The organism is Mycoplasmopsis mustelae, assembly GCF_004365095.1.
Classification (GTDB): Bacteria; Bacillota_I; Bacilli_A; order Mycoplasmatales; family Metamycoplasmataceae; genus Mycoplasmopsis; species Mycoplasmopsis mustelae.
The window spans coordinates 216,481-242,800 of record NZ_SOCN01000001.1; the positions used below are offsets into that span (position 1 = coordinate 216,481).

Consider the following 26,320-nt stretch of genomic DNA (forward strand, 5'->3'; position numbering starts at 1 on the left):
CACCATACGGTGTGTTTTAATTTATTCATACAAAGTGCTATTAAAAAAACATACGCTTATAAACATATGTTTTTAATGATTATAATTCAATAACTTTTCCGCCTGCTTTTTCAACTGCCTCAATAGCGGCTTTAGAAGCTTTGTTTACGGTAACTGTAAATACTTTAGTTAATTTGGTGTTTGTTAAATCTGCCAATAATTTAATTGGTAAGTTTCTTTTTACAAGGCCACTCTCAAATAATAATTCAGGTGTAACTTCAGTTTTATTTTCAAAACGTGTTTGTAATTGTGAAAGATTAATTACTTGATATTCAATATGGTTAACATTTCTAAATCCACGTTTCCCAATACGACGGAATCAAGGAGTTTGTCCTCCTTCAAATCCCAATCTGTGTCCTTTACGTTTGTTTTGTCCTGATTGTCCTTTTCCCGCTTGCTTACCTTTTCCGGCTGCATGACCACGCCCTTTACGGTGTTTTTGTGGTCTTGATCCTTCGGTGGGTTTTAATGTATGTAATTTAATTGACATTATCTTAAGTCCTTTACATCTTTATTTCTTAATTCAGCAATTTGTTCAGGAGTTCTTAGTTGTTGTAATGCTTTAACGGTTGCTTTAACAGTATTAGTTTTAGAGCGAGATCCGTAAGTTTTGGTTACAATATCTTTATAACCAGCTAATTCTACAACAGCACGAACAGTTCCAGAAGCAATCAATCCTTTCCCTTTACTTGCTGGTTTTAACATAACTTTTGAAGCTAAAAATTTAGCATTAACTTCATGTGGAATGGTTGCAGTTTTTGGATCAACAGGAACGATGATAAGATTATTTTTTGCATCTTTAATCGCTTTTTTAATTGCATCTGGGACTTCATTTGCTTTTCCGTGACCGTATCCAATACTTCCTTTTTGATTTCCGATTACTACAAATGCAGAAAAACTAAATCTTCTTCCACCTTTAACAACTTTGGTAACACGAGCAATATCAATGACCTTTTCAATATATTCAGAAACTTCTTTAAAACGACGATTATTTGTACGAGTTGGAGCTTTTTTAATATTACGACGTTCAGGACGCTCGGTATTTTTAGTTTCTTGTGTTTTTTGTGAATGGGGAGCTTTCTTTGCAGTAACTTCTTTTGTACCAGCGACTGGTTTAACAGGTGCGTTTTTTAATTCATTATTTTCCATAATTAGAATTTAACTCCTTTTGATCTTACTGCATCAGCAAATGCTTTAACTCTTCCGTGATATAAATATCCACCACGATCAAAAACTACTGTATCGATGTTTAAAGCTTTAATTTTTTCTCCCATTACTTCTCCTAATTTACTTGCAGCAGCAATGTTTCCACCGTATGTTGCATCTTTAAGAGTTGATGTTGAAGCTAAAGTTACTCTAGCTTCGTCATCAATAAGTTGTGCATAAAAGTTTTGGTGTGATTTAAAAACATTTAGACGTGGCTTGCTTGCGCTTCCATTTAGATGATATCTTGCGCGAGTATGTTTAATTTTTCTTGCTTGATTTCTTGATAATTTTGCCATAATAATTCTCACAGCCTATTTTTTACCAGCTGTTTTTCCTTCCTTACGTCTAATTTTTTCACCTTTATATGAAATACCTTTTCCAGAATATACGTTTGGTTTTCTAATAGCACGCACAACTGAGGCAAATTGCCCAACACTTTCTTTGTCAATTCCTGAAACTACAACACCTTCTTTAGTAACTTCAACTTTTAAATTTGCAGGAACATTTAATTTAACAGAGTGACTATAACCTGCTGAAACTTCTAAAAAATTAGCATTTAAGTTTGCTTTATACCCAACTCCTTTAATTTCTAAGACTTTTTTAAAGCCTTTTGAAACACCTTCTAACATATTAGCGATATGAGAGTTTGTTGTACCATGTAATTGTTTAGTGGTTTTTTCTTCGTTTGCACGAAGAGTTGAAACTTTGTTATCTTCAACTTTAATTGAGATTAATGAACTGAATTTTCTTGATAAATTCCCTAAAGGCCCGCTAACTGTAACGTTAGAAGCATCAACTTTGAAGGTTACACCAACAGGGATAGTTAATATACGATTTCCGACACGAGACATCTATAAACTACCTATCAAATGTAGGCAACAATTTCACCACCTACATTTGCCTTTCTTGCTTCCTTACCAGTCATTAAACCTTTAGAGGTTGAAATAATTACAGTTCCATAACCAGATATAATTGATGGAATCTCAGTTGATTTTACATATACACGTAACCCGGGTTTTGAAACTCTTTTAATTCCAACAATTGCTGATTGACCTTTTTTGTATTTTAGTGTAACTACGATTTGTTTGGTGGTTAATTCTCCCTCAACCACATATGAAGCAATGTACCCTTCTGATTCAAATAACTTAACAATAGCTTCCTTTTTTGTTGAATAAGGAATTGCAACGGTTTTGTGTTTTCTAGCATTAGCGTTTTTAATACGAACCACTAAGTCTGAAATTGGATCTGTTATAAACATAATTATCAACTCGCTTTCTTGATACCTGGAATTTTACCTTCATGTGCAAGGTTTCTAAAGCAGATACGACAAATTTTATATTTTCTTAAAACCGCATGTGGTCTACCACATAATTCACAACGTGTATAAGCACGAGTTGAGAATTTACTGTGACGCTTTGACTTAATAATTAGTGCTTTTCTCGCCATTATTTAGCTCCTTTTTTTTCAAATGGTACACCTAATAATTCTAATAAGGCTCTTGCTTCTTGATCGCTTTTTGCGGTAGTTACAACAAGGACATCCAATCCTTTGATACGACGGATTTTATCAAAATCAATTTCTGGAAAAATGATTTCTTCTTTAATACCTAAAGCAAAATTTCCTCTTCCATCAAATGCTTTAGGATTTGCTCCACGAAAATCACGAATACGTGGCATTGCAACATGGATCAGTTTTTCTAAAAATTCTCACATACGATCTCTACGTAAGGTAACTTTCCCACCCATTGGCATTCCCTCACGCAATTTTCATGATGCGTTTGATTTTTTAGCTTTAGTTTGAAATGGTTTTTGCCCCGAAATTAATGTTAATTCATTGAGAACTTCTTCAATTGCTTTTGAATTTGAAACTTCTTTACCTGCGGTCATATTTAATACAATTTTTTCAATTCTTGGAACTTGCATAATAGATGAGTAGTTGAATTTTTCTTTTAACGCTGGAACTACTTTTGATAAATATACTTGTTTGAGCATAATTAATTAATTTCCTTGTTTGTTTTTCTGACAACTCTCACTTTTTTACCATCTTTGTTTATTTTATATCCAAGTTTTGAGAATTGATTTGGGTGTGATTTAGTAGCTTTTTTAAATAAATAAGCAACGTTTGAAATATGAATTGGAGCAGCTATTTCTGTAATTGAACCGTCTTGATTTTTTTGGGTTGGTTTGTTGTGTTTGGTTACGATATTTACATCTTTAATAATAACTCTGTTTGAATCTGGAAGGATTTTATCAATTGTTCCGGTTTTTCCTTTTTCACTACCTGCGATAACTATAACCGGATCATTTTTCTTAAATTTAATTTTAGCCATAAAAATTTCTCCTTATCTTAAAGTACTTCAGGGGCTAGTGAAACAATTTTTGGGAACTTTTCACGCAACTCACGCGCAACCGGCCCAAAAACACGGGTTCCACGTGGAGTTAAATCCTCTTTAATAATCACAACTGCATTATCATCAAAACGTATATATGAACCATTATCACGGTGTAATCCGTATCTTGAGCGCACCACAACCGCTTTAACTACCTGACCTTCTTTAACCACACCGTTAGGAATTGCTTTTTTCACAGAACATACAATAATATCACCGATTTTTGCAACCTTTTTCTTTGAACCACCTAAAATACGAATAACACCAATTTCTTTAGCACCTGAGTTATCAGCAACATTTGCTTTTGATAATTCTATTAACATATTAGTTATTTCCCTCTACTGCTTTTTGTTTAATTGATACTAATCTAAAACGTTTGGTTCTTGAAAGTGGTCTAGTTTCCATAATTACTACAATGTCATTTAAACCAGCTAAGTGTTTTTCATCATGTACTGCAAATTTTTTAGTTGATTTAAAACGTTTTGAGTAAAGTGGGTGTTTTTTAAAGGTATCTACGGCAACAATAATTGTTTTAGCTGATTTGCCAGCTGAAACAACTGTTCCAGTTAAGGTTTTTCTTGTATTTCTTTCCATAATTATTTAGCATCCTTTTTAGCGTTTAATGCAGTTAATACTTTTGCAATATCAGTTCTAATTATTTTAATTTTGTGGGTTTCTTTTAAATCACCAGTAACATTTCTATATCTTAAAGTGAATAATTCTGCTTTAAGTTCTAATGCTAATTTTTCTAGCTCATCTTTTGATTTTTTTTCTAAATCTTTATAAAGCATTATTGCACTCCTTCTTCTTTTTTAATGATTTTTCACTTTACTGGTAATTTATGTCCTGCTAAACGTAGTGCATCACGAGCAATTTCTTCTGAAACACCACTTACTTCAAACATCATTGTATTTACTTTTACTGCTGTATATCAAAGTTCGGGAGCACCTTTTCCAGATCCCATACGAACCCCGATAGGTTTAGAAGTCTTTGAGAAGTGAGGAAAAATTCTAATAATAACTTGTCCTTCACGTCCCATTCTACGAGTTGCAGCGATACGTGCAGATTCAATTTGACGTGCAGTTATTCATGCTGAAGTTACTGCTTGTAATCCAAAATCTCCAAATACCACCGTATTTCCTTTGGTTGCTTTACGTTTACTATGTTTTACTAAGAATGGTTTTCTAAATTTAGTTCTTTTTGGTTGAAGCATTTTTTTGATCTCCTTCCAAAATTTCACCTAACGAAACTCATACTTTAACTCCGATAGCACCATATGTAGTTCTAGCGGTTGCGGTTGCATACTCCACATTTTGTCTTAAAGTATGTAGTCTCATTTCGCCTTCAGAATACCCTTCTGAACGAGCCATATCAACACCATTTAAACGACCGCTAACCATTGTTTTAATTCCCTTGGCACCCGATTTCATCGCAGCTCTCATTGCGATTTTTTGTGCCTGACGGAAACTTTCACGATTTTCTAATTTTGCTGCAATCATTTCAGCTAATAATTTTGCATTTAAGTCAGGTTTTTTTAGTTCTACAACCTGAATTCTAAGGTTAAGATTTTTATTCTTAACAAATTTTTGCGCCTTTAAAGTTAAATCTTGGATGTTTTTTCCTTCTTGACCTAAAACTGTTGCTGGTTTTGCTGTATGTAAAAATACAGTAACTTTATTATCTTTATTTCTTTTAACTTGTACTTGTCCGATTTGGTATTGACGTACAAACTTTTCAAAGAATTTGTAAATTTTAGCATCTTCAACTAGGTAAGCACCAAATTGTGCTTTATCAGCAAATCATGTTGAATTGTGTGCTTTAGTAATTCCGTAACGGAACCCATTTGGATTAACCTTTTGTCCCATTAGTTTCTCTCCTCTAATACAATTGAAAAGTTTGATGTACGTTTGAAAATTGAATTTGCCCTACCTTGGCTTCTTGGTTGAAATCTTTTAAGAGTTGGTCCTTCATTAACATAAACTTCTTTTACGAATAATTTTGATGCGTTCATTCCATGGTTATTTGTTGCATTTGCGATGGCTGAGTTTAATAATTTTACAAAAATTGGGGCAGATTTTTTAGATGTATTCTTTAAAATTGCTAATGCATAAGACACATCTTTTCCTCTAAACAAGTTAGCAACTAATTTTGCTTTTGAGCTGCTCACTCTTTGTAATTTAACGTGTGCGACTGCTTGTTGAGCCATTATTTTTTCTTACCTTTGTCAGCACCGTGACCCGAGAACGTTCTGGTTGGTGAAAATTCACCTAGTTTATGTCCTACCATATCATCAGTTACATAAACTTCAACAAATTGTCTTCCGTTATGAACCGCAAATGTTAAACCAACAAAACTTGGGAAAATAGTTGAACGTCTTGATCATGTTTTAATAGGTTTTTTAGGTGCATTACCCTCGATGATTGCATCTACTTTTTTAAGTAAATGGTCATCGGCAAATGGACCTTTTTTAAGACTACGAGCCATTATTTAGCATCCTTTCTTCTTCTTAAAATTAGTTTATTTGAAGATTTCTTAGTTTTTCTAGTTTTAACACCAAGTGCAATTTTACCTCAAGGAGTGAGAGGCGCTTTACGACCAACTGGTTGTTTTCCTTCTCCTCCCCCGTGTGGGTGGTCTACTGGGTTCATTACAGAACCACGAACGGTAGGTCTAATTCCTTTGTATCTATTAATTCCAGCTTTACCAACATTAACAAGTAAGTGTTCTTCATTTCCAACAACACCAACTGTTGCGCGACAACGAGCTAAAATGCGACGCGTTTCACCTGACTTAAGTTTTAACACTACATATTTACCGTCATCATCTTTTCCAAGAATTTGTGCAGAAGTACCAGCACTACGCGCAATAATACCTCCACCACCAGGTTGCATTTCTATATTATGTACAAATGTACCTTCAGGGATCTTAGCTAATGGTAATGCATTTCCTATCATAATATCAACAACTTCTCCTGAAACAACTTTTTGTCCTAAGACAATCCCTTTTGGAGCTAAAATGTATCTTTTTTCTCCGTCTGCATATGCTAATAAACAAATGTTAGCTGATCTATTTGGATCATATTCAATTGTTTTTACAATAGCAGGAATATTATCTTTGTTACGTTTAAAATCAATGATTCTGTAGAATCTTTTAACACGTCCTCCGCGATGTCTAACAGTAATCTTACCTTGGTTGTTACGACCTGCATTATTTTTTAAATTTACTAATAATGATTTTTCTGGTTCGTGGCCTGATAAGTTTTGTTTAAAATCTAACGAAGACATATTTCTACGACCATTGGTAGTTGGCTTATAATGTTTTAATGCCATATTTCAAATGTCTCCTTTGCTTAAAAATAGTTGCGGATCTTTCTTTTAAGCATTTAAATTCCGCGATATTTTATTATGAATTTAATGAATATCAGTTTCATTCATTAAAGAAATTATTCACCACCTACTTTACGTTTAGTTGTGGTTTTCTTAGTTACAGTTACTGTTTTGGTCGCAACTGATTTTTTTGCCGCTAATTTTTGTGCAACTTTTGCTTCAACGTCCATAGATTTTTGTGCTTTAGCTGCTTTTGCTTCTTCAACCTCTTTAGTATCAATTGTTGTAGTTGTCGCATCGTTTGGTAAGTAATTCATTACTTGACCATCTTCTAAAGTAACCATTGCTTTTTTATAACGATTGGTAAATCCGTGGTAACGTCCTACATTTTTTGGTTTTTTATGAACTTTAATAGTATTAACTTTTGCTACCTTAACATTAAAAATGGTTTCTATAGCTTCTTTAATTTGAAATTTATTTGCTGCAAAATCTACTTTAAACACATAAACATTATTTTGTGTTCTTAAGATATCAGTTTTCTCTGAAAGAATTGGTGATTTAATTACTTTTGTGATTTCCATAATTATTTAACTCTGCTTTCTAATAATTTCAAACTTTCTTGTGACAGAATTAAAACATCTGCACCAATTAATTCTTCCACTGTTAAAGAATTAGCTTTTGAAGTAGCAACATTTGGTAAGTTTTTTGCTGACTTAAATACTATTGGACTTTCAGTTACAATTAAAACATGTTTTAAATCATTAACTTGTAGTTCTTTTAATTTTGCAAGTAGGTCTTTTGTTTTAATGGTTTGTAAATCTAAATCATTTACAATAACTGCTTTATCGTTTGCTAATAAAGTTAATGCAGAAACAAAAGCGGCAAATTTAACTTTTTTATTAACTTTTAGTGAATAATTTTTATTTGCTTGTGGCCCGAATGCTCTACCACCACCAACTCAAATTGGTGAACGCACTGAGCTATGACGCGCTCTACCAGTTCCTTTTTGTCTTCAAGGTTTTTTACCACTACCACTTACGGCGGCACGGTTTTTAACTTGATGTGTACCTTGTCTTCTTGAAGCACGTTCAGATAAAATTGTGTCAAAGATTGCTTGATTATAAATTTTTTCTGAACCAAATAAACTTTTTGGTAAATCAGCACTAAATGTTTTTTTAGCAACTTGTACTTCTTTTTGTACAGTTACTTTTGCTGATTTAATTGCGCCTTTGTTTGCAACCTTAGTTGCAGAAGTAGTTTTCTTTGTACTAACAGAAGTATCTGTTTTAGTGTTTTTAGTAGTTTTAGTAAGTTTAGTAGGTTTAGTAGGTTGCTTTTTATCAACGGATGCTTTAGCAGTCGACTTGCTTGGAGTTTTTTTAGTTGTTGCTTTTGCTGCTGTAGTAGTTTTTTTTGCTTTTGTCTCAGCCATAACTATTTATCTCCTTCTTCTTTTGCTTCGGCTTCTGAAATTAATGCTTGTAATTCAGCGGCGGTCATTCCAACTGTAACTTCAATATTAAATTTTTTAGCATGCTCAATTAATTCGTTCATTAATTGAACTTCTGCAATATTAACTAATTTAACACCGTCATGATCTGGTAACCCTTTAATTGCTTTTTTAATTACAACAAAAGATTTTTTGGCACCAGGAATTGAACCTCTGATTAGAATTAAATTATTTGCCACATCTACCTTAACTACTTCTAAGTTTTGAACTGTGGTTTTAACATGCCCTAAATGTCCAGGCATTGTCATTCCTTTAAAAACTCTATTTCCTGAAATATCTCCAAGAGAACCAGTTTGTCTTACGGGTTGAGAACCACCACCTCCCCCGTGTGATTTTGGACCAATCGCCTGATTGTGTCTTTTGATTGCTCCGGCAAAACCTTTTCCTTTTGAAGTACCGGTAACATCAACTAATTCACCTGACTTAAAGATATCGGCAGTAATAATCGATCCAAGTTCATAACCCGACATATTACGAACTTCTTTGACGAAGCGCTTAGGAGTTGTGTTAGCTTTATCAAATTGACCTTTTAACGGTTTAGTAACACGACTTGCTTTTTTATCAAAAACCGCAAGTTGAGTAGCAACATAACCATTTTTGTCAGTTGTTAAAACTTTAGACACAACATTTGGTTGTACTTCTACCACCGTTACCGGTACTCTAGCACCAGTTTCAGTAAAGATTTGAGTCATACCAACTTTACGTCCCAAGATTCCTTTCATTTTTTCTCCTTAATTAAATAATTATTATTTTTTAACTTTAACTTGAATTCCAACACCCACTGGTAGATCAAGTCTGTTGATTTTGTCAACTAAACCATCACTTGGATTTTGAATCACAACTAATCTTTGGTGTGTTCTACTTTCAAATTGTTCACGACTAGTTTTGTTAACATGAACTGATCTTAAGATAGTAATTTCATCTCTTTTAGTTGGTAATGGAATTGGCCCACTTACGTGCGCTTTTTCTTCTTTAGCTAACAAAAATAATTTTTTTGCCGCTACATCAACTAAAGCATGATCAAAACCTTTAACTTTGATGTTTAATTTGCTCATTTTGTTGCCTCCTTTGTTCTATATTTGAACATAACTCACTATAAAAACCTAAAGCATCCTCAGCAACTTAATGGTGCTTTAGCAACCTTATAGATCACTGTTATAGTTGCTTTTCAATTATATAGTAAAAATAAAAATGCGAAAATGAAAATTTTCACATTTTTTATAAAACAACGGTTCTTGGTGTATCAACCTACGAAATTCGGTTTTCTATCCATTCACTTAAAATTTCTTCAGGTATATATTCATAACCTTTTTCGACTATTTCGTCGCCTTTTAATAAAATCATTGTAGGAACTTTAAGCACCTTCCATTTATTATCTGGATTGCGAAACAGCTTAGCTTCTTCAGCATTAACGTGAATAAAATCCACTCCTGAACTTGCAAATTTTTCTGCAATACGCTCTAAAGTAGGACGCATCATTTTACAATCTCCACATCAATCTGTTGTAAAAATTAAAAATGTTAAATCATCAGGTTTTTTTGCATCTAAAACTGCTTTCGCATCATTTCATGGTAATTTTCTAAACATTTTATCTCCTTTGTATTGGTGAAATTTCATCTAAAAATTTCTGGTTGTTTGCTGATTTTGGTGGTTTAGTTTGTGGTATTTCCAATGCTTCGAGCTGTGAAATCAAATCATCGCCTGAACTTTTTTCATGCTTAGATTTTTCGTCATTTCACAGCAACTGCTGCACATCTGAAACATCTAACATATTAAGCAGTTGATTTAATAAAATTTTATAACTATTTTTTTTAAAGTCAATTTGAAAATATTTTACAGCCACAAAAACAAAGTCAAAAAATCTTATTAAATCTGTGGTTAATAAATATTTACCTTTAGATAAATACCCTTGATATTGAATGATATTTAAACGATTTTGAATTCTTAATAGTTTGAAATCCAAAATTTTATGTAAGATAAATATAAAAATAGTGAGCAAAACTAAAATAGGTAGAATCGCCGAAAAGGTAGGGATATACAATAAATTAAAAATACTATCAAAAAGGAAACCAACATTATTAAAAATGTTGAATTTGAATGCACTAACTATCATTGAATCGCTTCTTATAAAGTGTTTTCATCAACCTTCAACATATATTTTTTGTGGCAATTGTAAACTAAATTCATATTGAACTTGATATATAAAATGCAAAATTATATGTGTAAGTAAAACTAAAAAAAGAAATAGTGCTATGAGTATTTGCAAACTTCTTTGTCGAAAATCGCTTCAGTTAATTTTTCTTTGCCTTGAAAATCAAGTTAATGAATTTTGTCTATATTTACTGGTTAATAACAAAATAACCAAATAAATCAAACTTAACAAGTATAAATAAAAAATTGTATTTCCAAACAAGAGTGCATATGTATAAACATAGGTTCATTGCAATCAAGCTGGTAGGATTTTTATAACAAACAAAACATTAAGAACCAATGAAAAAAGATAAAAAATCATAAATAAAACTAATTTCCAAACTTTTATCTTTTTGCCTAAGATAAGTTGATTATCAGGTAAAGGTTCTTTCCAAGAAATTTGTAGTACATTAAAAAGTTTTGATAATTTCATCTTAAATTGTAGTTAACGTAAAAGCAACCATCGGATCTTTATCGGTGATTTTAAAAATCCGTTTTCTTATGGTTTTACGCACTTTTTCATTAAATTCACGCATGGTTAAAAATGTTTTAGTCAGCATAACATCAGCAATAATTTCTTTTATTAATGCGTCAATATATGGTTGATCTTGTGGATCAATAACTCCGACATAATTAATATTTAATTTACCAATAATTTGCTTAGTTTTAGGTGAATACATTGAATTAATAATAATAACACCCTCGCGCCCTAAAATTTCACGTTCAGCTAGAACTTCAGATGAGATATCTCCAACTCCAAAACCATCAATAATGACATCACCAACATCTTTAATTTTACCATTTTGACTAACTAATTTACCATTGGCAAAATGAGCAATTTTTCCGTTTTGTAGAATTACTGGATTTACTTCTTTTGCTAATATTTTATCTTCCTTAATGTAATTTGCTAAATCTACTAGATAACGATATAAACCTTGAACTGGTAGCAAAATTGTTGGTTTAAGATATTTTGTTAAATTATAAACATCTTCACGTGTTGGGCGACAGTAAAAATATTCGTTATCTGAAATATCTATTAAATTTGGCGTAATTTTTGCTATCTCATCTAAAGTTATCGCAGCTAGTGATTCCAAACCATTAACTGAAGGGGCGATTACGATTACTGCGTCTTCTTTTGTGATTTTTAAATATACATCTTCATTATTTACAATTCGAATAAATCGTGTATACAAGCGATTTATTGCGCCAGTAACTAAAACAACTGCATTGTGAACCTTATGTACTTGCTTATAATCTAAAATTTCAGGGAACTTAAACTTTGTATCAAGCTTTTCTTGAATTTGATTCACCAAAAACAACAAGTCAGCATATGCTTTACCATACGGAATGATGGGGCGATTATATTTAACTGCTAGTTCAATAATTTGTTGCATTGAAACCATATCTTCACTATAGCCACCAATAATAATTTTATTTTGTTGTGAAGTTCTCTGAAACATTTTCTCAACAGAATTTGGTAAAAATAATTTTTCAATAGCACGTCCGGTATATCTACTATTTCCGGCGTCCGTAATTAATGCATTAATTTTACGCTTGTTGAAAAGCTTTGGGAGATGTAAAAATCAAGTGCGACCAAAAATTCCTAAATCCCCCTCAACATAATTAAACATGAAGACATAATCACCATTTGGTGTAATAAAATCAAATCCCAAATTACCAGGTGCGCACCCAGGCAATGCAATAGGTTGGATATAAATTTCTCCTAATTTAATACGTTCTGAAAGTGAAATAATTTCATATGAATTTGGTTTAATATTATATTTACTTAAACGTTCTTGAATAATTTGTTTATTTAAAAATGAAGTATAAATTTTCACACCAGGAACCTTCATCACTAATCAAGGAAGTGCCGAAAAACTTTCATTACGAATGTCACTAATAAAAATTCCTTGAATTTTCTTTTTATTTTTTTCTAAGAAAGTAAAGTCAGGAATCAATGTATCAACTCCATTGTTAGAATTAATTGGAATTTTCACACCCGTGTTAACTACATATAAATTGTCATTATAATCTAAAACAAAACAGTTCTTACCGTTTTCATCTTGCCCACCTAAGGCAAAAATATTAACTTTCTCCATAATTCTCCCAGGAAAATAAAGTCATCTTAAATAATTAAGAATAGTTTAATTATATCAAAAGAAATTTAACAAAACTTATTTTTTGTAAATTTCATTTTTTAGAATTTAAAAAACTTCGCTTAATTAAAAACAAAGTTTTTTATAAATTTTGTTTAATATTTTTTAATATTCTTACCACAAATTTATCAATCGGTTTTTCTGTATTAACTTGATATGAAATCTCTAATTCAAATTCTATAAAAAAGTTACCATCATCATCTTGAGTTGTTTGGACTAGTTTCAAAGGTTTGATTATTTTAAAGCCAGAATTCTCTAAGGTTGAAAAATCAAAATCTAAAAGTTTGAAATCTGATGATTGCTTTTGATTTTTTAGTGTGATGACAATTGATTTAGATGCACCATTACTCACGATTCTTGTTAAGAGTTTATCAAATTCTTCACTATTTTTTCTATAAATTTGTTGATTTACTGATTTTGCTAACATCAAAATGTCACTATAAGTGTTTTTATTATTTAATATGCCAAATAGTGCAGAAGTTGTTGAATCCAGAGCAATTCATTTATTGAATCATAAACCATTTGGTTCAGTAGCGTGTTCAGAAGTTAATTCTTCTGATGGAATTTGATTTTCTAATGCGGTTATTTTTCATGAATTTTTTACCTTAAACACATTTGTTTGATTGGTTTCATAATCGTAATATTTAACTAGATAACCAGGTTTTAAATAATTTAAGACATAACTTACATTTATATTTGCTCCTGGATGCCCTTTATAATATATGTTATACTCGTCACCATATTCAAATAAAATTTTTGCAATAAGATTCTGATCATTTTTACTCTCAGTACCTAAAATTAGCAAACTTGGTTTATCATTAGAATCTTGAATGCTTTTAACTATATCTCGTTGCCTTTCTCAATCATTTCCGGTTATCGATGCTCAATAAGTAGATAGTCTTTTATTTTGGTTATCACGTGTATTAAATATTTTATCTTTTAAATTTATTGAATTATTCTCAAAAAATGAATAATTTTTGTAAATTCCCATCTTCTGAAATTTATCAGCATTCAATGAATCGCTCCATCATACACTGATATTCGGATAGAAGTTTGAAACAAGATATTGATTACCACGATTTATGTAGAAATTAGCAATTGGATTAACTCAATGTCCTAAATTATCTTGATTATTTTTTATAAATTGTTTATCATAATAATATTTTTCTAAAATATAATTTGCAATGGAATTTGCATCTTCAATACCAAAAATTAAAACATTTGAAAATTTAGACAAACGCGCCAGTAACTGTGCCGCCCTAACAAAATGATCAGAATTAGTTCAAATTGCTATTTTTTTATTAGGATTATTCTTGACATATTCAATTGCTTGTTCTAAAAATTCTACTTCAGTTGTCTTCCGTCCCAATTCATGAACTTTAGAGTTAGTTAAAAATAATTGATTACTAACTTTTCTTTTTGTTTTAAGAAAATCTTCTAATTTATTTACGTTTAGCGATGTATGATAATCTTTTAAATCCATACTCCTATAAAAATGAACTTCCTTTTCAGAAAGCATCGCCATTCTAATTAAATTGTAAAAAGTTTGCACCCCGAAAGACGAATAATACAAATTAACATCAGCTTGATTTTGTGTATCTAAAATATTATTTTTAACAATATTTGTTTCGTCAAATCTAATAAAGGGCTTTTTATTGCTTTCATAAAATTGATTAACGGCTTTTTTATAATTAATACCAAAATAAAGTGTAGTTGTTAATAATGTTGCTATTGTTGTAAAAATTACAGAACTTCAAATTAATTTTTTATTCAGTTTTCTTTTCAAGCTATTTTTTTAATGTAAGTAGTTTAATAAAACTATCAACTTGTAATGAAGCTCCACCAACTAAGAATCCATTAATATCTTTTTGATTTGATAATTCTAAAATATTGTCGGGTGAAACACTACCACCATATTGAACAACTAATGAATCCGATGTTAATTGATGTATATATGCACAAACATCTTGTGCGATTTGTGGTGTTGCGACTTTTCCGGTTCCAATTGCCCAAATTGGCTCGTATGCAACTACTATTTTAGTAAAATCTAAACCTTTTAGAGAACCTAGAATTTGTTTTTTAACAACTTCTTTAGTTAATCCTTGTTCATATTCTTGCAAAGTCTCCCCAACACAAATAACTGGAGTAAGTCCTTTCTCTAATACTAATTTTGCTTTTGTATTAACTAATTCATCTGTCTCTTTATGATAGCTACGTCTTTCGGAATGTCCTAAAATAACAAATTTTGCATTCAATTCTTTCAACATATCAGCTGAAACTTCACCTGTATATGCTCCACTAACATGTGCTGATACATCTTGAGCTGCCAAGTATAATTTTTCTACTCTGTTTGATTGGAAAGCCGCTAAATTTACAAAAGGCATAGCTATCGCAAATTCAACGTTCGAAGTTACTAAATGTTGTTTTTGTTGAAATTCGATTGCAAATTCTTTTAAGAATGCTTGTGTTTCTGAAAAGGTCTTATTCATTTTTCAGTTTCCTATAATTAGTTTTTTATTCATAATAACTCCTTTTAACTTGCTAAATTATACAAAAATTTTAAAATTTGTTTGTTTTTGGTTAATTTTTAGTTCGCTTTTTATATTTTTTTATATATAAAATATGATGAAAAATAGAGGAATGTTTTTAGAATCGGTTTTGAATAAAACTATAGAATATTTTTGAACTCATAAAATAGCGTTTATAGAAAAGAAAGGTTTAGATATTGCATTAAAAACAATTATTAAAGAAGGAAAGAGATTAGTTGTTAAAGATTCAAATATATATAAAAAAAGTACCGTGGATTATACAGGTTGCTACAAAGGTAGTTTTATATGCTTTGAAGCTAAAAGTTGCAACGAGGACCGTTTTGATTTATCAAATTTGAAAGAACATCAATTACAATATTTACATTTAATTCAAGATAACGGTGGATATGCATTTGTAGTCTTATTTTTTTCTAATGTTAATCGTTTTTTTCAAGTTAAAATTAATTATTTACAAAAGTTAATAGATAATAAGATTAAATCCGTTAAATTAGTAGATATAGAAAAAAATTCTAAAGAACTATCTTTAGAATTCCCGTGTATATTGAACTTCTTAGAAGATTAGGCTTTGAAATCAACCAAATCTCTTAGATATTTAGAAGACTTGTATTTGATCACGCGTTTTTGTGGTACAACTTGTTCTTCTTTTGTAAATCTATTAATAATGGTACGTTGTTTTTTAACAACAGTAGAGAAAATACCTAATTGTGATAATCTAACGGTATCTTCAGCAATTAATTGTTCTTTTAAAACAAACACCATTGCATCAAGAACCTTTTCAACATCTTTTGGTGTTGATTCTAGTCTATCTGCAACTTCCAATAAGAATTCTTTTTTTGTCATTGTTCTCCTTGTTTATCTTAAATTAAATTTAATAAGTGTAATTATAATACTTTTTTTTAAAAGTGCCTATATTTTGGGGATAAAAGTTATTTTATCTAAAGAATTATAAATTATTTTTAAAAAATATTCAAAAATTATAACTGACTAAATAATTTTAGGCAAAAGGAATCGCGAATAAGAAGAATGAAAGCATAATATTAATGATGATAATTAAAAATAAAGAAAGTTTTTTCTTAGTTAAGTAATAAGAAATTCCAATCCCTATTGGAACATAAATTTTAAGTAAAACATTACGATATCCAATAAAAAAATTTGTAGAATGATTTAAAGTTGCATATTCTGAGACAGATTTATTAAAATTAATTTCAGGTATAAAAATTGATAAGAACAATTGCAAAGCAAGCGATAAAACAATTCCTGCAATTATCGGTCGCATTACAATTAGCATATTTTTAATAATTGTATTAGCTTTGAATTTTTTGATATATTTCATAGCTAATACCATTACAATGATAGCAGGTAGACAGAAAACTAGATAAGTAATAAACATCGCAATATAGCCTCATCATTGTCCATTTGCGATTAAATAACCCGTAAAAAAACCAAACTTAGTTGATACAACACCGGGCGTTGAGTTGCTTACCGTAAAAACCGTATTAATTTTATCATCATTAATATTTGCCCCAAAGTTGCTCGCTAAAAATAATCATAATCACCTAAAAATTGGCATAAAAACTTGACCGCCTCCAAAAACAGATAACGAAACAAGCATTAAAAACGTAAGTGCAACAATTAAACCAACAAAAAACATTATTTATCTCCTAGTTTAATTTGTTTATGTTTCTTTTTTAAAATAAAATAAACAATAAAATACAAACTCAAAACAATAAATATAGCAACTACCGGAACATTATAAGGTGCAGGAACAAAAAAACAATAAACAAACGAAAAAATAAAAATACAAAATCACAACGGTAAGTACATTGATTTTTGCGCTTGTTTTAAGTATCTGATACCAAATTCTAATAAAAAAGCAATAATTGAAACTAATACACCAACTGATAAAATCTTGACATATTTAGGCGGAATATAATTAATTAATAAAAGAAATCCAAAAGCCATTAACACGTGCGGTAAAATTGCAAATAATGTAACTATGGTACCTTTTCATTTCCCTAAAAGATGAATACAAATATAAGAAAGAGTTTGAATAACTGAAGCACCAGGCAACATGTTTGTAACAATTACTATATCATCGAATTCATTTTGTGTAATTCATTTTCTTTTTTCTACGGCTTCGCGCTTTATAATTGGCATTAATGCATTTCCACCACCAAAACCAACAAAAGTAACCTTAATAACAAAAAAAATTAAAGACCGGATTCCTACTTTTTTCTCTTGTGTTTTCATAAAACTTCTATAAAAAAAGAATACAAATCGCAATTTATAGATTTACATTCTTTATAAAATATTATTTTTATTGATTTAAAATATTAATGAAAATTTTAAATCTTTAAATTTTTTTGCTAAATCTTCAAAAGTAATAAATCCATTAACATTAGTTTTTAAACCATTTGTTGAAATAGTTTGTTTATTTCAGTCAACTCCAGGTTTAATTACAACATTATATCTACACGCTTCTTTCCCACAATCATGAACTAGTGATGTTTTATGATCGCTTTGTTTATATTTATTACATTCATCATTTTGTAGTTTATTTTGTTCCTTATCTTGACATTCTTGGTTACAGTAAGAATGATCTGATTTATTTTGTGTTATATTTTCACCTTTAAGAAATTCCACTTTATTTTTACTACATTTTTCAAATACACTTTTTAATAATTCTTTTTCCATTTCCACTCCTTAATTATTTTAAATTATTTTAATTTGCTATTAGGAATATATAACAAATGAAGAAAATTATTGATTTTCTTCATTCGTTCTTTTTTCTTCCTCTATCTCGTTATATCTGCGAAGAATTTGATGATAATAATTAATTAGTTCTTTTTCATATTGTTCTATCGGCATTCTAGTATCCCATAAATAGGTTTGACGAATTTGTTGAAAAATTGGATCATTTAATAATTCTTTGGTTATTAATGATTTTTTTCCCTCTCTATTAGAAAAAATACGCAACATCACATCATAAGCAATATCATCTAACATTGTTTCGAAAAGTAGGGTACCTTCATTAGTATAAACTTGATAAGGATTTTTTTGCGAATATTGAACTAAATTAACATTAGATCTCAATTTATCCATACGATTAATATGGGTTTGTCATTTATGATCTAAAACATCTAAAATAATTTTACGTTTTAGTGAATTTAGTTCATCACTTGAATTTTTTTCAAGAGCATTTTTAAGTCATTCATCATACACATTAAGAACAATATTGGCAATATATTCGGGCAAATCACTTTCGTGGATTGAATTTACTTCTTGCAAGTTAAACTTAAATTGAACTAATTGTCCAATATTATTATTTAAAAAATCAACTAAAGCTTCATAATTATAAATTTTATTATGAAGTTGATATTCCCCATTTCTAACTATTGCTCTAGCTGCTGACGCAATCATTCTACGCACAATTAACTCTATATTTTCTGATGATAGAATCAAGTCGCGTTGTGAGTAAATTAAATCTCGTTGTTGTCTAATGACATCATCATAGTTTAAAACTGATTTTCTAGAATCATAATTTAAACCTTCAATTTTCTTTTGTGCTGTATTAAAAGCGAACTTTAAATCTTTACTTGTAATTTCTTTTCCATTCGCATCTGCATAAGCATCTTTGAATGTATCAAATGATGAGAATCTCTGCATTAATTGATCGTGCATTGAAACATAAAATTTACTGGTTCCAACATCTCCTTGACGACCTGAACGTCCACGTAATTGATTATCAATTCGTCTAGACTCTGCTTTATCAGTTCCCAGAACATAAAGACCACCTAATTCTAAAGCTTCCTTAGAAGGTTTAATATCAGTTCCACGACCTGCCATATTTGTCGCAATAGTAACCGATTTCACATTTCCAGCTTTAGAAATAATATCCGCTTCTTGTGCATTTTGCTTTGCATTTAACACTGTATGTGGAATTCCACGATTCAATAGCATTTTATGTAGCAATTCAGATTCTTCAATTTGTGCGGTACCAACTAAAACTGGTTGTCCTTTTTGATATAACTCAGCTATTTTTTCTACTACAGCATTTCATTTGTCTTGATAAGTTCCAAAAATCGCATCAGGTTCATCGTTACGAACTACAGGTCTATTGGTAGGAACAACATTTACACGCATATTATAGATATCAATAAATTCTTGTTCTTCAGTCTTCCCAGTTCCAGTCATTCCACAAAGTTTTTTAAACATTCTAAAGAAATTTTGATATGTGATGGTTGCTAAAGTTTTAGTTTCAGGTTCTATTTCAACTGCTTCTTTTGCTTGAATTGCTTGTTGCAGTCCTTCAGAATAACTACGACCATCCATAATCCGTCCAGTAAAAGAATCAACTAATTCTATCTTACCTTCTCTAACGATGTATTCAACATCGATATGCATTATTTTATGTGCTCTTAAAGCGTTTTGAATTAAATGAATTGTTTCTGAATTTTGATAATTATATATATTAGGAGTGTGATAAAACTTATTTGCTTTTGCAATACCAGAATGTGTTAGAGCAATAGATTTAGATTCGTCATCAATTACAAAATCCTCATTTCCTAGAGTTCTAACAAATTGGTCGGCTGAAAAATATGAACTAATATCTTCTTGCTCACCACCCGAAATAATCAAAGGTGTTTTAGCTTCATCGATTAAAATCGAATCTACTTCATCAATTAAGCAAAAATATAACCCACGTTGCACTTTTTCAGCAGGATTTTGTACCATATTATCTCTTAAATAATCAAAACCCAATTCAGAATGCACTGAATAAGTAATATCACACGCATAGGCGATTCTTTTTAAACCAGGGTCCATTTGTGCTTTATTAATACCTACACTTAAACCAAGAAAATTAAATACCTCACCCATCTCTTTAGCATCACGTTTAGTTAGATATTCGTTAACAGTAGAAACAATTGCTCCTTTACCTGCTAAGGCGTTTAAATAAACGGGCGCAATTGATGTAATTGTTTTTCCTTCTCCAGTTTTCATTTCGGCAACCGAACCTAAGTCTAAAAGCAATCCACCTAACATTTGCACATCAAATGGTCTTTTTCCTAAAACACGTTTAGTTGCTTCACGAGAAACAGCAAAGACATCATTTCTAATGTCTTCTAAAGTATGTCCTTCTGCTAATAATTTTTTAAAAAATTGGGTTTGTGATCTTAATTCATCATCAGTCATTTGCGAAACATATGCTTCTAATTTATTAATTTGTTTTAAAGCGTTTTCAGCAATTCGCATTTCAGTGCTTTTGAAATCAAATAATTCACTTAATTTTTTCATATTTTTAAATTATACTTTAATTTAATTTATTATTTTTTTAAAATTAGATAAATATTATAAATGAATTTTATTATCTTAAATTATTAATAACTTACTTTCCTAGTTACATATTAATAAAAATCTTTTTTACCTATACACAAGTAAAAAAACAATTTTTATATAATAGCATTTTGCTATAGATTTTTAAGATTTAATGTGTTAATTTGTGTATTAAATGTATTTATAGCAACAAGTATTGATAGATTATTTTTTTAATAATTTATTAGGACAGGGGGAGGTGGTATCTCCCCCTGTCCTAGTAAAGAGAGCATTAATTTATAATTTTGAAAAAACAAGATGAGAATATGGTATTGTAGATTCAATAAATTAATTGGTTCTAAAAAGTACAAATTTTTTAAAGAAGTTTCTAATTTAAAATTTGAACTTGACTATAAAAAAATAAATGAAGATAAAAAATTTGATGGTTTATATGTTTATGAAACAAATCTTCAAGATAAAAATGTTGCCGAAATTATGGGTAATTATAAAAAACAATGACAAATAGAATCAAATTTTAGAAGTTTAAAATCCTTTTTAGCAATTAGACCAATTTACATAAGATTAGAATAACATATTATCGGGCACCTTTTAATTTGTTTTATTTCATTAGTTATACTTAAATATTTAATTCATATTTTTAGACAATTTAACAAAGAAACAGGTTTAGTTAGAGAATATACAGAGCAAAAATTAATTAAATTATTAAATAAAATTTCTATTTCTCAAAAAGTAGATACTTTAACCGGAGAAGTTTTAGAATCAGAGAGAAATGCAATACCAAAAATGGACGATGCATGAGATATCTTTGATGATTGTAGAAAAACAGTAAGAAAAGTTTGATAAAAAATAACGTTTATTCCTTAAATATAGTGATAAACGTTTTTTTACACTCATAAAAGTGGGAAATACGGGTTTCTAATATTAAATCAAAATGTTTAAATTTATATGATTTACATAAATTAACATTTTCAGAAATTTATCAACTCATTTCTGATTATGTAAAATTTTACAATAACCAAAAATTTCAATCTGCTTTAGGATGAAAAACACCTCAAGAGAGTTGAGGTGCATTAAATTTATAAGATTATTGTTACTGGTACCAAAACCCTGTCCTAGTTTATAAATCTTTATTTTTTATTAGAAAGTCGTTTGCTTCTTTATAACCTAACAAACCTTTTGTTTTTATTGCTGTATTTTTAGAAACCACCAATACTTGATAAAAAATTTCATTTTTAGGTCTATAGTTATAATCACTAATAGAAAACGTATAATTAAATATTCTATCACTTACATATGCTAATGATAACTTATTTGAATCTGATGTATATTTAATAATTCGGTTAGGTACATTTAAAGAAATTCAATTATCTGTATTGACAATCCTTTGGACAATAATTTTGTTATTTTTTAATATATAATTAATTCCTTGATCATTAAGATACTCTTTTTCAAACTTTGTTTTAATATCTTTTGAACTTAAATCAAGTTGATTTTCTTGTGATACTTTAAGCAACGGATTAAGTATATATTCATCAAATTCGTTTGAATTATTTATAGTAAGAATATCCGAATTTTGTTGTAAATTTGATAAGGATTCTGTTTTTAATGAACCTAAAAAGGATAAACGTTGAAATTTAATATCTTGTTTTTCTTGGATTTTATCTATTAATTGATTAACAATGTCACTATCTTGTTGTTTAATAAATTTTTCTACTTTATAACCAAATTTATCATATAAATCATTAAATAATTTGTCGTTTTCTTGTTCACTAGTGTATTTAATCTCAAAATCTTTTGATTTTGGTAAAAGCATAACAGTAAAAATTTGTCTGTCGCTGAGTTTATCCGTGGTTTGAATCCCGGGTTTTATATTGCTTAATAATAGTGGATTAATTTGTAAAATATTTATTTTCCCATTATTATTTTTATTGGTATCAAAATCAAAAAGATATTGAATTAATCGTCAATTAAAGCGATCATCCTTTGTTTCAAATATTAAGATATCTTTATTTTCAAGCACATTATTTAATTTTTGACCCTTTAAAAAGTCTATTTCAAATATTTTTGTAACTTCATCATCACTTAAAATTTTAGGAACATCAATTTTTGAATAAAGAACATTAATTCTTGATAAAATTTCTTTTTCAAAATCTTTTTTTGATGTTATTTTTTTAAAATTCGAATCTTTAAAGAAATTCTTATATTCTGTATTTGTTCTGCTGTTTTTATTTTGTTTCACTATTGAAGTTAAATGATTAGTAAATTGATCAAAAATTACACTGTTATTTGAGGTTACATTTTGATATTCTTGTTTTAGTTTTATTAAATTCACAAAATATTGTGCTTTACCATCAACACTATTTAAATAAACAGAATTGGCAGAGCAAGAAGTAGTTAAAATTGCAATTGAGCCTGTTAAAAATAATAAAAATTTTAATTTTTTATTCAACAACATAAGTAAATCCCAATTTACCTGATACAGAGTTTTTAAATAATGCAGATTTATATTTTTTAACAGCAATTAACATTCTTTCAAAATCTGGTATTCCTAATAAATATTTAACTTTTCTTTTCATCTTACTCCTTATTTAACTAAAATATAAATTTTGTTTATATGCTTATATTTAGATAAGATACATATATTTTTTATTATTATAAAATCAATCTACTAATTTGTTAAATAAATTAATTAATAGTACATAAATACATAATTTATATTTTTATTTTATCTACATTAAGATTACCATAAAATATACAAGTTCATTGTTTAAAATTAGTTTTTAATAACAAAAAAAAGAAAAATTTTATTTTTTTAAATATTTTTCCATATTTTTTCCACAATTAAAATAACATAGTATATTACTATGTTATTTTTTTGTTAATTGTAAATATGCTACTTCAGCTATCATTGCTGCATTATCAGTTGCATATTTTATTTTAGGAATAATAGTATTTTTATGTAGTTTTATAAATTCCCTGCGAAGTTGTGAATTTGCAGAAACTCCACCACCCAAAATAAGTGTTTTTACATCAAATTCGGCTAATGCTAATTTAGTTTTTTCACATAAATATTCAACTGCAGTTTTTTGAAAACTTGCGACAACTTGATTTATATTAACTTCTTTATTTTTTTGTTTTTGGTTATTTAAATAATTGAGTACTTGTGTTTTTAAACCACTAAATGAAAAATCATATTTATTTTCTGTATGTGGTTTTGTAAAATTGATATATTCATTCGAATAGTTTGCAGAAATTTTATCAATAATTATCCCGCCAGGGAATCCTAAATTAGATTTTACGGCAATCTTATCAAATACTTCACCAACAGCATCATCTAACGTTTCACCTAAAATTTCAAAATCACTTACAGAATTCGCTAGTAGAAGTTGTGTATGACCACCCGACACGAGCAAACATAAGGCCGGAAATTGAATTTTATTTGTTATACTAGCAGATAAAATATGTCCGTGTAAGTGGTTGATAGGTATTAAGGGAACCTTTAATGATAAAGCTACTGCAGATGCAAATAAATAACCTATTTGTAAGGTCCCGATTAATCCAGGTTCTTTAGTATATGCAATATAATCAAAACTTTCTTTTGGATATTTACCAAAAACTAAATTTTGTAAAATTGCAATGTTTTTTACATGTTCTCGCGATGCCAACTCTGGTATAGTTCCACCAAATTCCTTGAAAATATCAATTTGTGAAACAGTTCACATATCAAGAATTTTTCCATTTTCTAGAATTGCTAACGAGGTGTCATCGTGCGATGTTTCAATTCCTAAAATTCGCACTATAAACCTCCTATTTGTGGTTTTTTGATATAAATAGGTTCTACCTGCATTGGTTGTTGAATCTGAAATAATTCAATAAATGAACCAAAATCTTGTAGCATCAGATCATAGTTTATTTTAGAAACATTTTGATTTTGTTTTTCAACAACTTTTATTGCATTGATATAATCCTTATTTTGTTTAAATTTTAAAACATCGAAGCAATATAACTTATTACCTTGTGCATCAATGTATAAAAAAGGTTCATCTAAAATCTGCTTATTTAAAAGTTCAAAAGTTGTTGTGGTATAAAATTCAATTTCATTCAATAGTGCAAGTGTTCTAAAAAAAACAAATGCAGTTCTAACTCCAGTAAAAAAACCAGGACCTAAATTTAAATATAATCCTTTTACATTAGAAATTTCCAAATTATTTTTAATAAGTAAATTTTCAAATTCTAAAACCAATAAATCAACCTTTTTTTTATAATTATAATGAATTCTATTATCTATAACTTTATTATTAATATCAAAAAGAACTAACACAAAATCACTACCAGTTGTGTCTAAAAATAAATTATACGACCTCAAAATCATATTTTCTCTCGTCATTTCTTTTGGTTATATTTACTTTTATATAGTGTATAAAACTTAATTCCTTCTTTTCAGGTCACTCAATTGCGACAATATTATTTTCAAAATAATCTTCAAATTCATCTATATCACCTTGAAAAGTGTATAAATCAATATGAACTAAATTTGGATAAATCTTCATATAGTTAAAACTAGGTGAAGTAATATTTTCGTGTACGTTTAATAAGCTTCCTAAAATTTTTACAAATGTGGTTTTTCCACTTCCAATTTCACCTGAAAGTAGTAGAAATTGTTTTTGCTTAATTAAAGCTAAATAATTCTTTAAGTTTTTTCTTAATTCTTCTGTGTTTTTTGCAAAAAAACTAAATTTCAAAATATTCTCCTAAAATATCATTTAAGTTTTCCGACACTAAAATTGCGATTGCCTGTGGTCCGGTATGAACTGCAAGAACAGCGGGAATTTGTGAAATTTTCGGACAAATATGTAATTCACTCTCACAAAAAGCAAGAATTTCAGAATCTATTTGTTTATTTGCAGTTAAAAGCACTAAATCTAAATTTGGATTTGTTTGAAATTTCTGTTTAATTTGCTGACACACTGTTTTCAAAAAAATGCGACCCTTACCAACACTAATTAATTTACCATCTTCAAATTTAATCAAAGGAACAATTTTTGCTAATTTAGCAATGACTGCGGCGGCGGAAGATAGGCGCCCACCTTTGACTAAAAAATCATTATATTTAGGAATTAAAGTAATTTCAACACTCTTATATTCATTTTCAATCAATTTTAGTGCACTTTCTATATCTTGGGTTTCATTAAGAAATTGCTTAAATTTAGAAATTTGCTCTAAAATTCCAATTGAAATTTGTTTTGAAGCCACGACCTTTAATTTAGGAAATTCCGCTTGCAATGTCTTTAAAATATTAAATTGATTAGATAAATGTTGAGAAATTGGGAAGACAATTATATAATCAAACTCATCAGATAATTGTTTAAATAATTCACTCATATAACCTAACGGAGTTACAGATGTTTTAGCACTTTTTGTTTCTAAGTCAAATATGTTATATAAACTTTTATCATCAACATCTACCCCATCACGAAGTATTTGACCATTAATTTCTATTAGTAAAGGTAAATAGAAAAAACCTAATTTTTTCGCTTGATTCTGATTTAGTCCACATGAAGAATCAACTACAATTGCAATTTTATTCATAGCACTTAAATTATAATAAAAATGCTATAATT

The 26,320-nt window shown here is 29.1% G+C and carries 39 protein-coding genes; 3 read left to right on the top strand and 36 right to left on the bottom strand.

Annotation, left to right across the window (positions count from 1 at the left end):
- Positions 1-79 precede the first annotated feature (79 nt).
- The 25 genes from rplO to tpiA all read right to left on the bottom strand — a co-directional run bounded on the left by rplO (position 80) and on the right by tpiA (position 15,338).
- Positions 80-529, bottom strand: a complete 450-nt coding sequence (gene rplO / locus BCF59_RS00905) for a 50S ribosomal protein L15 (protein ID WP_134110343.1) — start codon at positions 527-529, stop codon at positions 80-82.
- Positions 529-1,188: a 30S ribosomal protein S5 gene (gene rpsE / locus BCF59_RS00910; protein WP_134110344.1), complete on the bottom strand. Its 660-nt coding sequence runs from the start codon at positions 1,186-1,188 to the stop codon at positions 529-531. Before rpsE ends, rplO begins: the two co-directional genes overlap by 1 nt.
- A gap of 2 nt (positions 1,189-1,190) precedes the next feature.
- A complete protein-coding gene (gene rplR, locus BCF59_RS00915; protein ID WP_134110346.1) occupies positions 1,191-1,541 on the bottom strand; it encodes a 50S ribosomal protein L18 in 351 nt (116 codons plus the stop codon).
- A 15-nt stretch (positions 1,542-1,556) separates the two neighbouring features.
- Positions 1,557-2,096 carry a 50S ribosomal protein L6 gene (gene rplF / locus BCF59_RS00920; protein ID WP_134110348.1) on the bottom strand — a complete coding sequence of 180 codons (540 nt, stop codon included), beginning with the start codon at positions 2,094-2,096 and terminating at the stop codon, positions 1,557-1,559.
- Positions 2,097-2,107: 11 nt separating this feature from the next.
- Positions 2,108-2,503, bottom strand: coding sequence for a 30S ribosomal protein S8 (rpsH, locus tag BCF59_RS00925; protein WP_134110350.1), 396 nt, complete (start codon positions 2,501-2,503; stop codon positions 2,108-2,110).
- A 2-nt stretch (positions 2,504-2,505) separates the two neighbouring features.
- On the bottom strand, positions 2,506-2,691 hold the full coding sequence (locus BCF59_RS00930; protein WP_134110352.1) for a type Z 30S ribosomal protein S14: 186 nt from the start codon (positions 2,689-2,691) through the stop codon (positions 2,506-2,508).
- Entirely contained in the window at positions 2,691-3,236 is a 546-nt protein-coding gene (gene rplE / locus BCF59_RS00935; protein WP_134110354.1) for a 50S ribosomal protein L5, read from the bottom strand. The genes BCF59_RS00930 and rplE overlap by 1 nt, the downstream gene beginning before the upstream one ends.
- A gap of 2 nt (positions 3,237-3,238) precedes the next feature.
- On the bottom strand, positions 3,239-3,574 hold the full coding sequence (gene rplX, locus BCF59_RS00940) for a 50S ribosomal protein L24 (protein WP_134110356.1): 336 nt from the start codon (positions 3,572-3,574) through the stop codon (positions 3,239-3,241).
- A gap of 17 nt (positions 3,575-3,591) precedes the next feature.
- The gene (gene rplN, locus BCF59_RS00945) at positions 3,592-3,957 is read right to left on the bottom strand and encodes a 50S ribosomal protein L14 (RefSeq protein WP_134110358.1); all 366 of its coding nucleotides are present in this window, start codon (positions 3,955-3,957) and stop codon (positions 3,592-3,594) included.
- A gap of 1 nt (position 3,958) precedes the next feature.
- Positions 3,959-4,228 carry a 30S ribosomal protein S17 gene (gene rpsQ, locus BCF59_RS00950; protein ID WP_134110360.1) on the bottom strand — a complete coding sequence of 90 codons (270 nt, stop codon included), beginning with the start codon at positions 4,226-4,228 and terminating at the stop codon, positions 3,959-3,961.
- 2 nt (positions 4,229-4,230) lie between these two features.
- Positions 4,231-4,425 (bottom strand): 50S ribosomal protein L29, encoded by a 195-nt coding sequence (rpmC, locus tag BCF59_RS00955; RefSeq protein ID WP_134110362.1) that lies wholly within the window; start codon positions 4,423-4,425, stop codon positions 4,231-4,233.
- Positions 4,425-4,847 (bottom strand): 50S ribosomal protein L16, encoded by a 423-nt coding sequence (gene rplP, locus BCF59_RS00960; protein ID WP_134110364.1) that lies wholly within the window; start codon positions 4,845-4,847, stop codon positions 4,425-4,427. The genes rpmC and rplP overlap by 1 nt, the downstream gene beginning before the upstream one ends.
- Entirely contained in the window at positions 4,825-5,499 is a 675-nt protein-coding gene (gene rpsC, locus BCF59_RS00965; protein ID WP_134110366.1) for a 30S ribosomal protein S3, read from the bottom strand. The genes rplP and rpsC overlap by 23 nt, the downstream gene beginning before the upstream one ends.
- Positions 5,499-5,840 carry a 50S ribosomal protein L22 gene (gene rplV / locus BCF59_RS00970; protein WP_318025650.1) on the bottom strand — a complete coding sequence of 114 codons (342 nt, stop codon included), beginning with the start codon at positions 5,838-5,840 and terminating at the stop codon, positions 5,499-5,501. The genes rpsC and rplV overlap by 1 nt, the downstream gene beginning before the upstream one ends.
- The gene (rpsS, locus tag BCF59_RS00975) at positions 5,840-6,118 is read right to left on the bottom strand and encodes a 30S ribosomal protein S19 (protein WP_134110370.1); all 279 of its coding nucleotides are present in this window, start codon (positions 6,116-6,118) and stop codon (positions 5,840-5,842) included. Before rpsS ends, rplV begins: the two co-directional genes overlap by 1 nt.
- Positions 6,118-6,963, bottom strand: a complete 846-nt coding sequence (gene rplB / locus BCF59_RS00980; RefSeq protein ID WP_134110373.1) for a 50S ribosomal protein L2 — start codon at positions 6,961-6,963, stop codon at positions 6,118-6,120. Before rplB ends, rpsS begins: the two co-directional genes overlap by 1 nt.
- Positions 6,964-7,076: 113 nt before the next feature.
- Complete coding sequence (gene rplW, locus BCF59_RS00985; RefSeq protein WP_134110375.1) at positions 7,077-7,541, bottom strand: 50S ribosomal protein L23; 465 nt, start codon at positions 7,539-7,541, stop codon at positions 7,077-7,079.
- Positions 7,542-7,543: 2 nt separating this feature from the next.
- Entirely contained in the window at positions 7,544-8,392 is an 849-nt protein-coding gene (rplD, locus tag BCF59_RS00990) for a 50S ribosomal protein L4 (RefSeq protein WP_134110377.1), read from the bottom strand.
- A 2-nt stretch (positions 8,393-8,394) separates the two neighbouring features.
- Positions 8,395-9,192: a 50S ribosomal protein L3 gene (rplC, locus tag BCF59_RS00995; RefSeq protein WP_134110379.1), complete on the bottom strand. Its 798-nt coding sequence runs from the start codon at positions 9,190-9,192 to the stop codon at positions 8,395-8,397.
- A 24-nt stretch (positions 9,193-9,216) separates the two neighbouring features.
- The gene (rpsJ, locus tag BCF59_RS01000) at positions 9,217-9,525 is read right to left on the bottom strand and encodes a 30S ribosomal protein S10 (protein ID WP_134110381.1); all 309 of its coding nucleotides are present in this window, start codon (positions 9,523-9,525) and stop codon (positions 9,217-9,219) included.
- 193 nt (positions 9,526-9,718) lie between these two features.
- Positions 9,719-10,057 (bottom strand): thioredoxin family protein, encoded by a 339-nt coding sequence (locus BCF59_RS01005; RefSeq protein ID WP_134110383.1) that lies wholly within the window; start codon positions 10,055-10,057, stop codon positions 9,719-9,721.
- Position 10,058: 1 nt separating this feature from the next.
- Positions 10,059-10,982 (bottom strand): hypothetical protein, encoded by a 924-nt coding sequence (locus BCF59_RS01010; RefSeq protein ID WP_166666783.1) that lies wholly within the window; start codon positions 10,980-10,982, stop codon positions 10,059-10,061.
- Positions 10,983-11,094: 112 nt separating this feature from the next.
- Positions 11,095-12,759 (bottom strand): ribonuclease J, encoded by a 1,665-nt coding sequence (locus tag BCF59_RS01015; protein WP_134110387.1) that lies wholly within the window; start codon positions 12,757-12,759, stop codon positions 11,095-11,097.
- A 139-nt stretch (positions 12,760-12,898) separates the two neighbouring features.
- Positions 12,899-14,602, bottom strand: coding sequence for a hypothetical protein (locus BCF59_RS01020; RefSeq protein WP_134110389.1), 1,704 nt, complete (start codon positions 14,600-14,602; stop codon positions 12,899-12,901).
- A gap of 1 nt (position 14,603) precedes the next feature.
- Complete coding sequence (tpiA, locus tag BCF59_RS01025; RefSeq protein ID WP_134110392.1) at positions 14,604-15,338, bottom strand: triose-phosphate isomerase; 735 nt, start codon at positions 15,336-15,338, stop codon at positions 14,604-14,606.
- Positions 15,339-15,438: 100 nt separating this feature from the next.
- On the opposite strand from tpiA, the gene recU reads away from it, so the two are divergent.
- Positions 15,439-15,927 (top strand): Holliday junction resolvase RecU, encoded by a 489-nt coding sequence (gene recU / locus BCF59_RS01030; RefSeq protein ID WP_134110394.1) that lies wholly within the window; start codon positions 15,439-15,441, stop codon positions 15,925-15,927.
- Here recU and BCF59_RS01035 read toward each other — a convergent pair.
- From BCF59_RS01035 to secA, 5 genes are all read right to left on the bottom strand, one after another.
- On the bottom strand, positions 15,924-16,205 hold the full coding sequence (locus BCF59_RS01035; RefSeq protein ID WP_134110396.1) for an HU family DNA-binding protein: 282 nt from the start codon (positions 16,203-16,205) through the stop codon (positions 15,924-15,926). The two genes, recU and BCF59_RS01035, sit on opposite strands and share 4 nt — an antisense overlap.
- A 154-nt stretch (positions 16,206-16,359) precedes the next feature.
- Positions 16,360-17,016, bottom strand: a complete 657-nt coding sequence (locus BCF59_RS01040) for a chromate transporter (RefSeq protein ID WP_134110398.1) — start codon at positions 17,014-17,016, stop codon at positions 16,360-16,362.
- Positions 17,016-17,615, bottom strand: a complete 600-nt coding sequence (locus BCF59_RS01045) for a chromate transporter (RefSeq protein ID WP_134110400.1) — start codon at positions 17,613-17,615, stop codon at positions 17,016-17,018. The genes BCF59_RS01040 and BCF59_RS01045 overlap by 1 nt, the downstream gene beginning before the upstream one ends.
- A gap of 75 nt (positions 17,616-17,690) precedes the next feature.
- Positions 17,691-18,059, bottom strand: coding sequence for a hypothetical protein (locus tag BCF59_RS01050; protein WP_134110402.1), 369 nt, complete (start codon positions 18,057-18,059; stop codon positions 17,691-17,693).
- A 66-nt stretch (positions 18,060-18,125) separates the two neighbouring features.
- A complete protein-coding gene (secA, locus tag BCF59_RS01055) occupies positions 18,126-20,660 on the bottom strand; it encodes a preprotein translocase subunit SecA (protein ID WP_134110404.1) in 2,535 nt (844 codons plus the stop codon).
- Between the two features lie 336 nt (positions 20,661-20,996).
- Here secA and BCF59_RS01060 point away from each other — a divergent pair, with 336 nt between their 5' ends.
- Together BCF59_RS01060 and BCF59_RS03730 are read left to right on the top strand one after the other, a co-directional pair.
- Positions 20,997-21,269: a transposase gene (locus tag BCF59_RS01060; RefSeq protein ID WP_134110405.1), complete on the top strand. Its 273-nt coding sequence runs from the start codon at positions 20,997-20,999 to the stop codon at positions 21,267-21,269.
- 350 nt (positions 21,270-21,619) lie between these two features.
- Positions 21,620-21,781 carry an IS3 family transposase gene (locus BCF59_RS03730; protein WP_408634108.1) on the top strand — a complete coding sequence of 54 codons (162 nt, stop codon included), beginning with the start codon at positions 21,620-21,622 and terminating at the stop codon, positions 21,779-21,781.
- Between the two features lie 35 nt (positions 21,782-21,816).
- Here BCF59_RS03730 and BCF59_RS01065 read toward each other — a convergent pair whose 3' ends face one another.
- The 6 genes from BCF59_RS01065 to BCF59_RS01085 all read right to left on the bottom strand — a co-directional run bounded on the left by BCF59_RS01065 (position 21,817) and on the right by BCF59_RS01085 (position 26,288).
- A complete protein-coding gene (locus BCF59_RS01065; protein ID WP_134110407.1) occupies positions 21,817-23,154 on the bottom strand; it encodes a hypothetical protein in 1,338 nt (445 codons plus the stop codon).
- Entirely contained in the window at positions 23,141-23,275 is a 135-nt protein-coding gene (locus BCF59_RS03710; protein ID WP_268810730.1) for a hypothetical protein, read from the bottom strand. The genes BCF59_RS01065 and BCF59_RS03710 overlap by 14 nt, the downstream gene beginning before the upstream one ends.
- Positions 23,276-23,566: 291 nt before the next feature.
- Positions 23,567-24,496 (bottom strand): tRNA (adenosine(37)-N6)-threonylcarbamoyltransferase complex transferase subunit TsaD, encoded by a 930-nt coding sequence (gene tsaD, locus BCF59_RS01070; RefSeq protein ID WP_134110409.1) that lies wholly within the window; start codon positions 24,494-24,496, stop codon positions 23,567-23,569.
- Positions 24,496-25,086: a tRNA (adenosine(37)-N6)-threonylcarbamoyltransferase complex dimerization subunit type 1 TsaB gene (gene tsaB / locus BCF59_RS01075; RefSeq protein ID WP_134110411.1), complete on the bottom strand. Its 591-nt coding sequence runs from the start codon at positions 25,084-25,086 to the stop codon at positions 24,496-24,498. The genes tsaD and tsaB overlap by 1 nt, the downstream gene beginning before the upstream one ends.
- Positions 25,052-25,441: a tRNA (adenosine(37)-N6)-threonylcarbamoyltransferase complex ATPase subunit type 1 TsaE gene (gene tsaE, locus BCF59_RS01080; RefSeq protein WP_234851409.1), complete on the bottom strand. Its 390-nt coding sequence runs from the start codon at positions 25,439-25,441 to the stop codon at positions 25,052-25,054. Before tsaE ends, tsaB begins: the two co-directional genes overlap by 35 nt.
- Positions 25,431-26,288, bottom strand: coding sequence for a DegV family protein (locus BCF59_RS01085; protein WP_134110415.1), 858 nt, complete (start codon positions 26,286-26,288; stop codon positions 25,431-25,433). The genes tsaE and BCF59_RS01085 overlap by 11 nt, the downstream gene beginning before the upstream one ends.
- Positions 26,289-26,320: the final 32 nt, after the last annotated feature.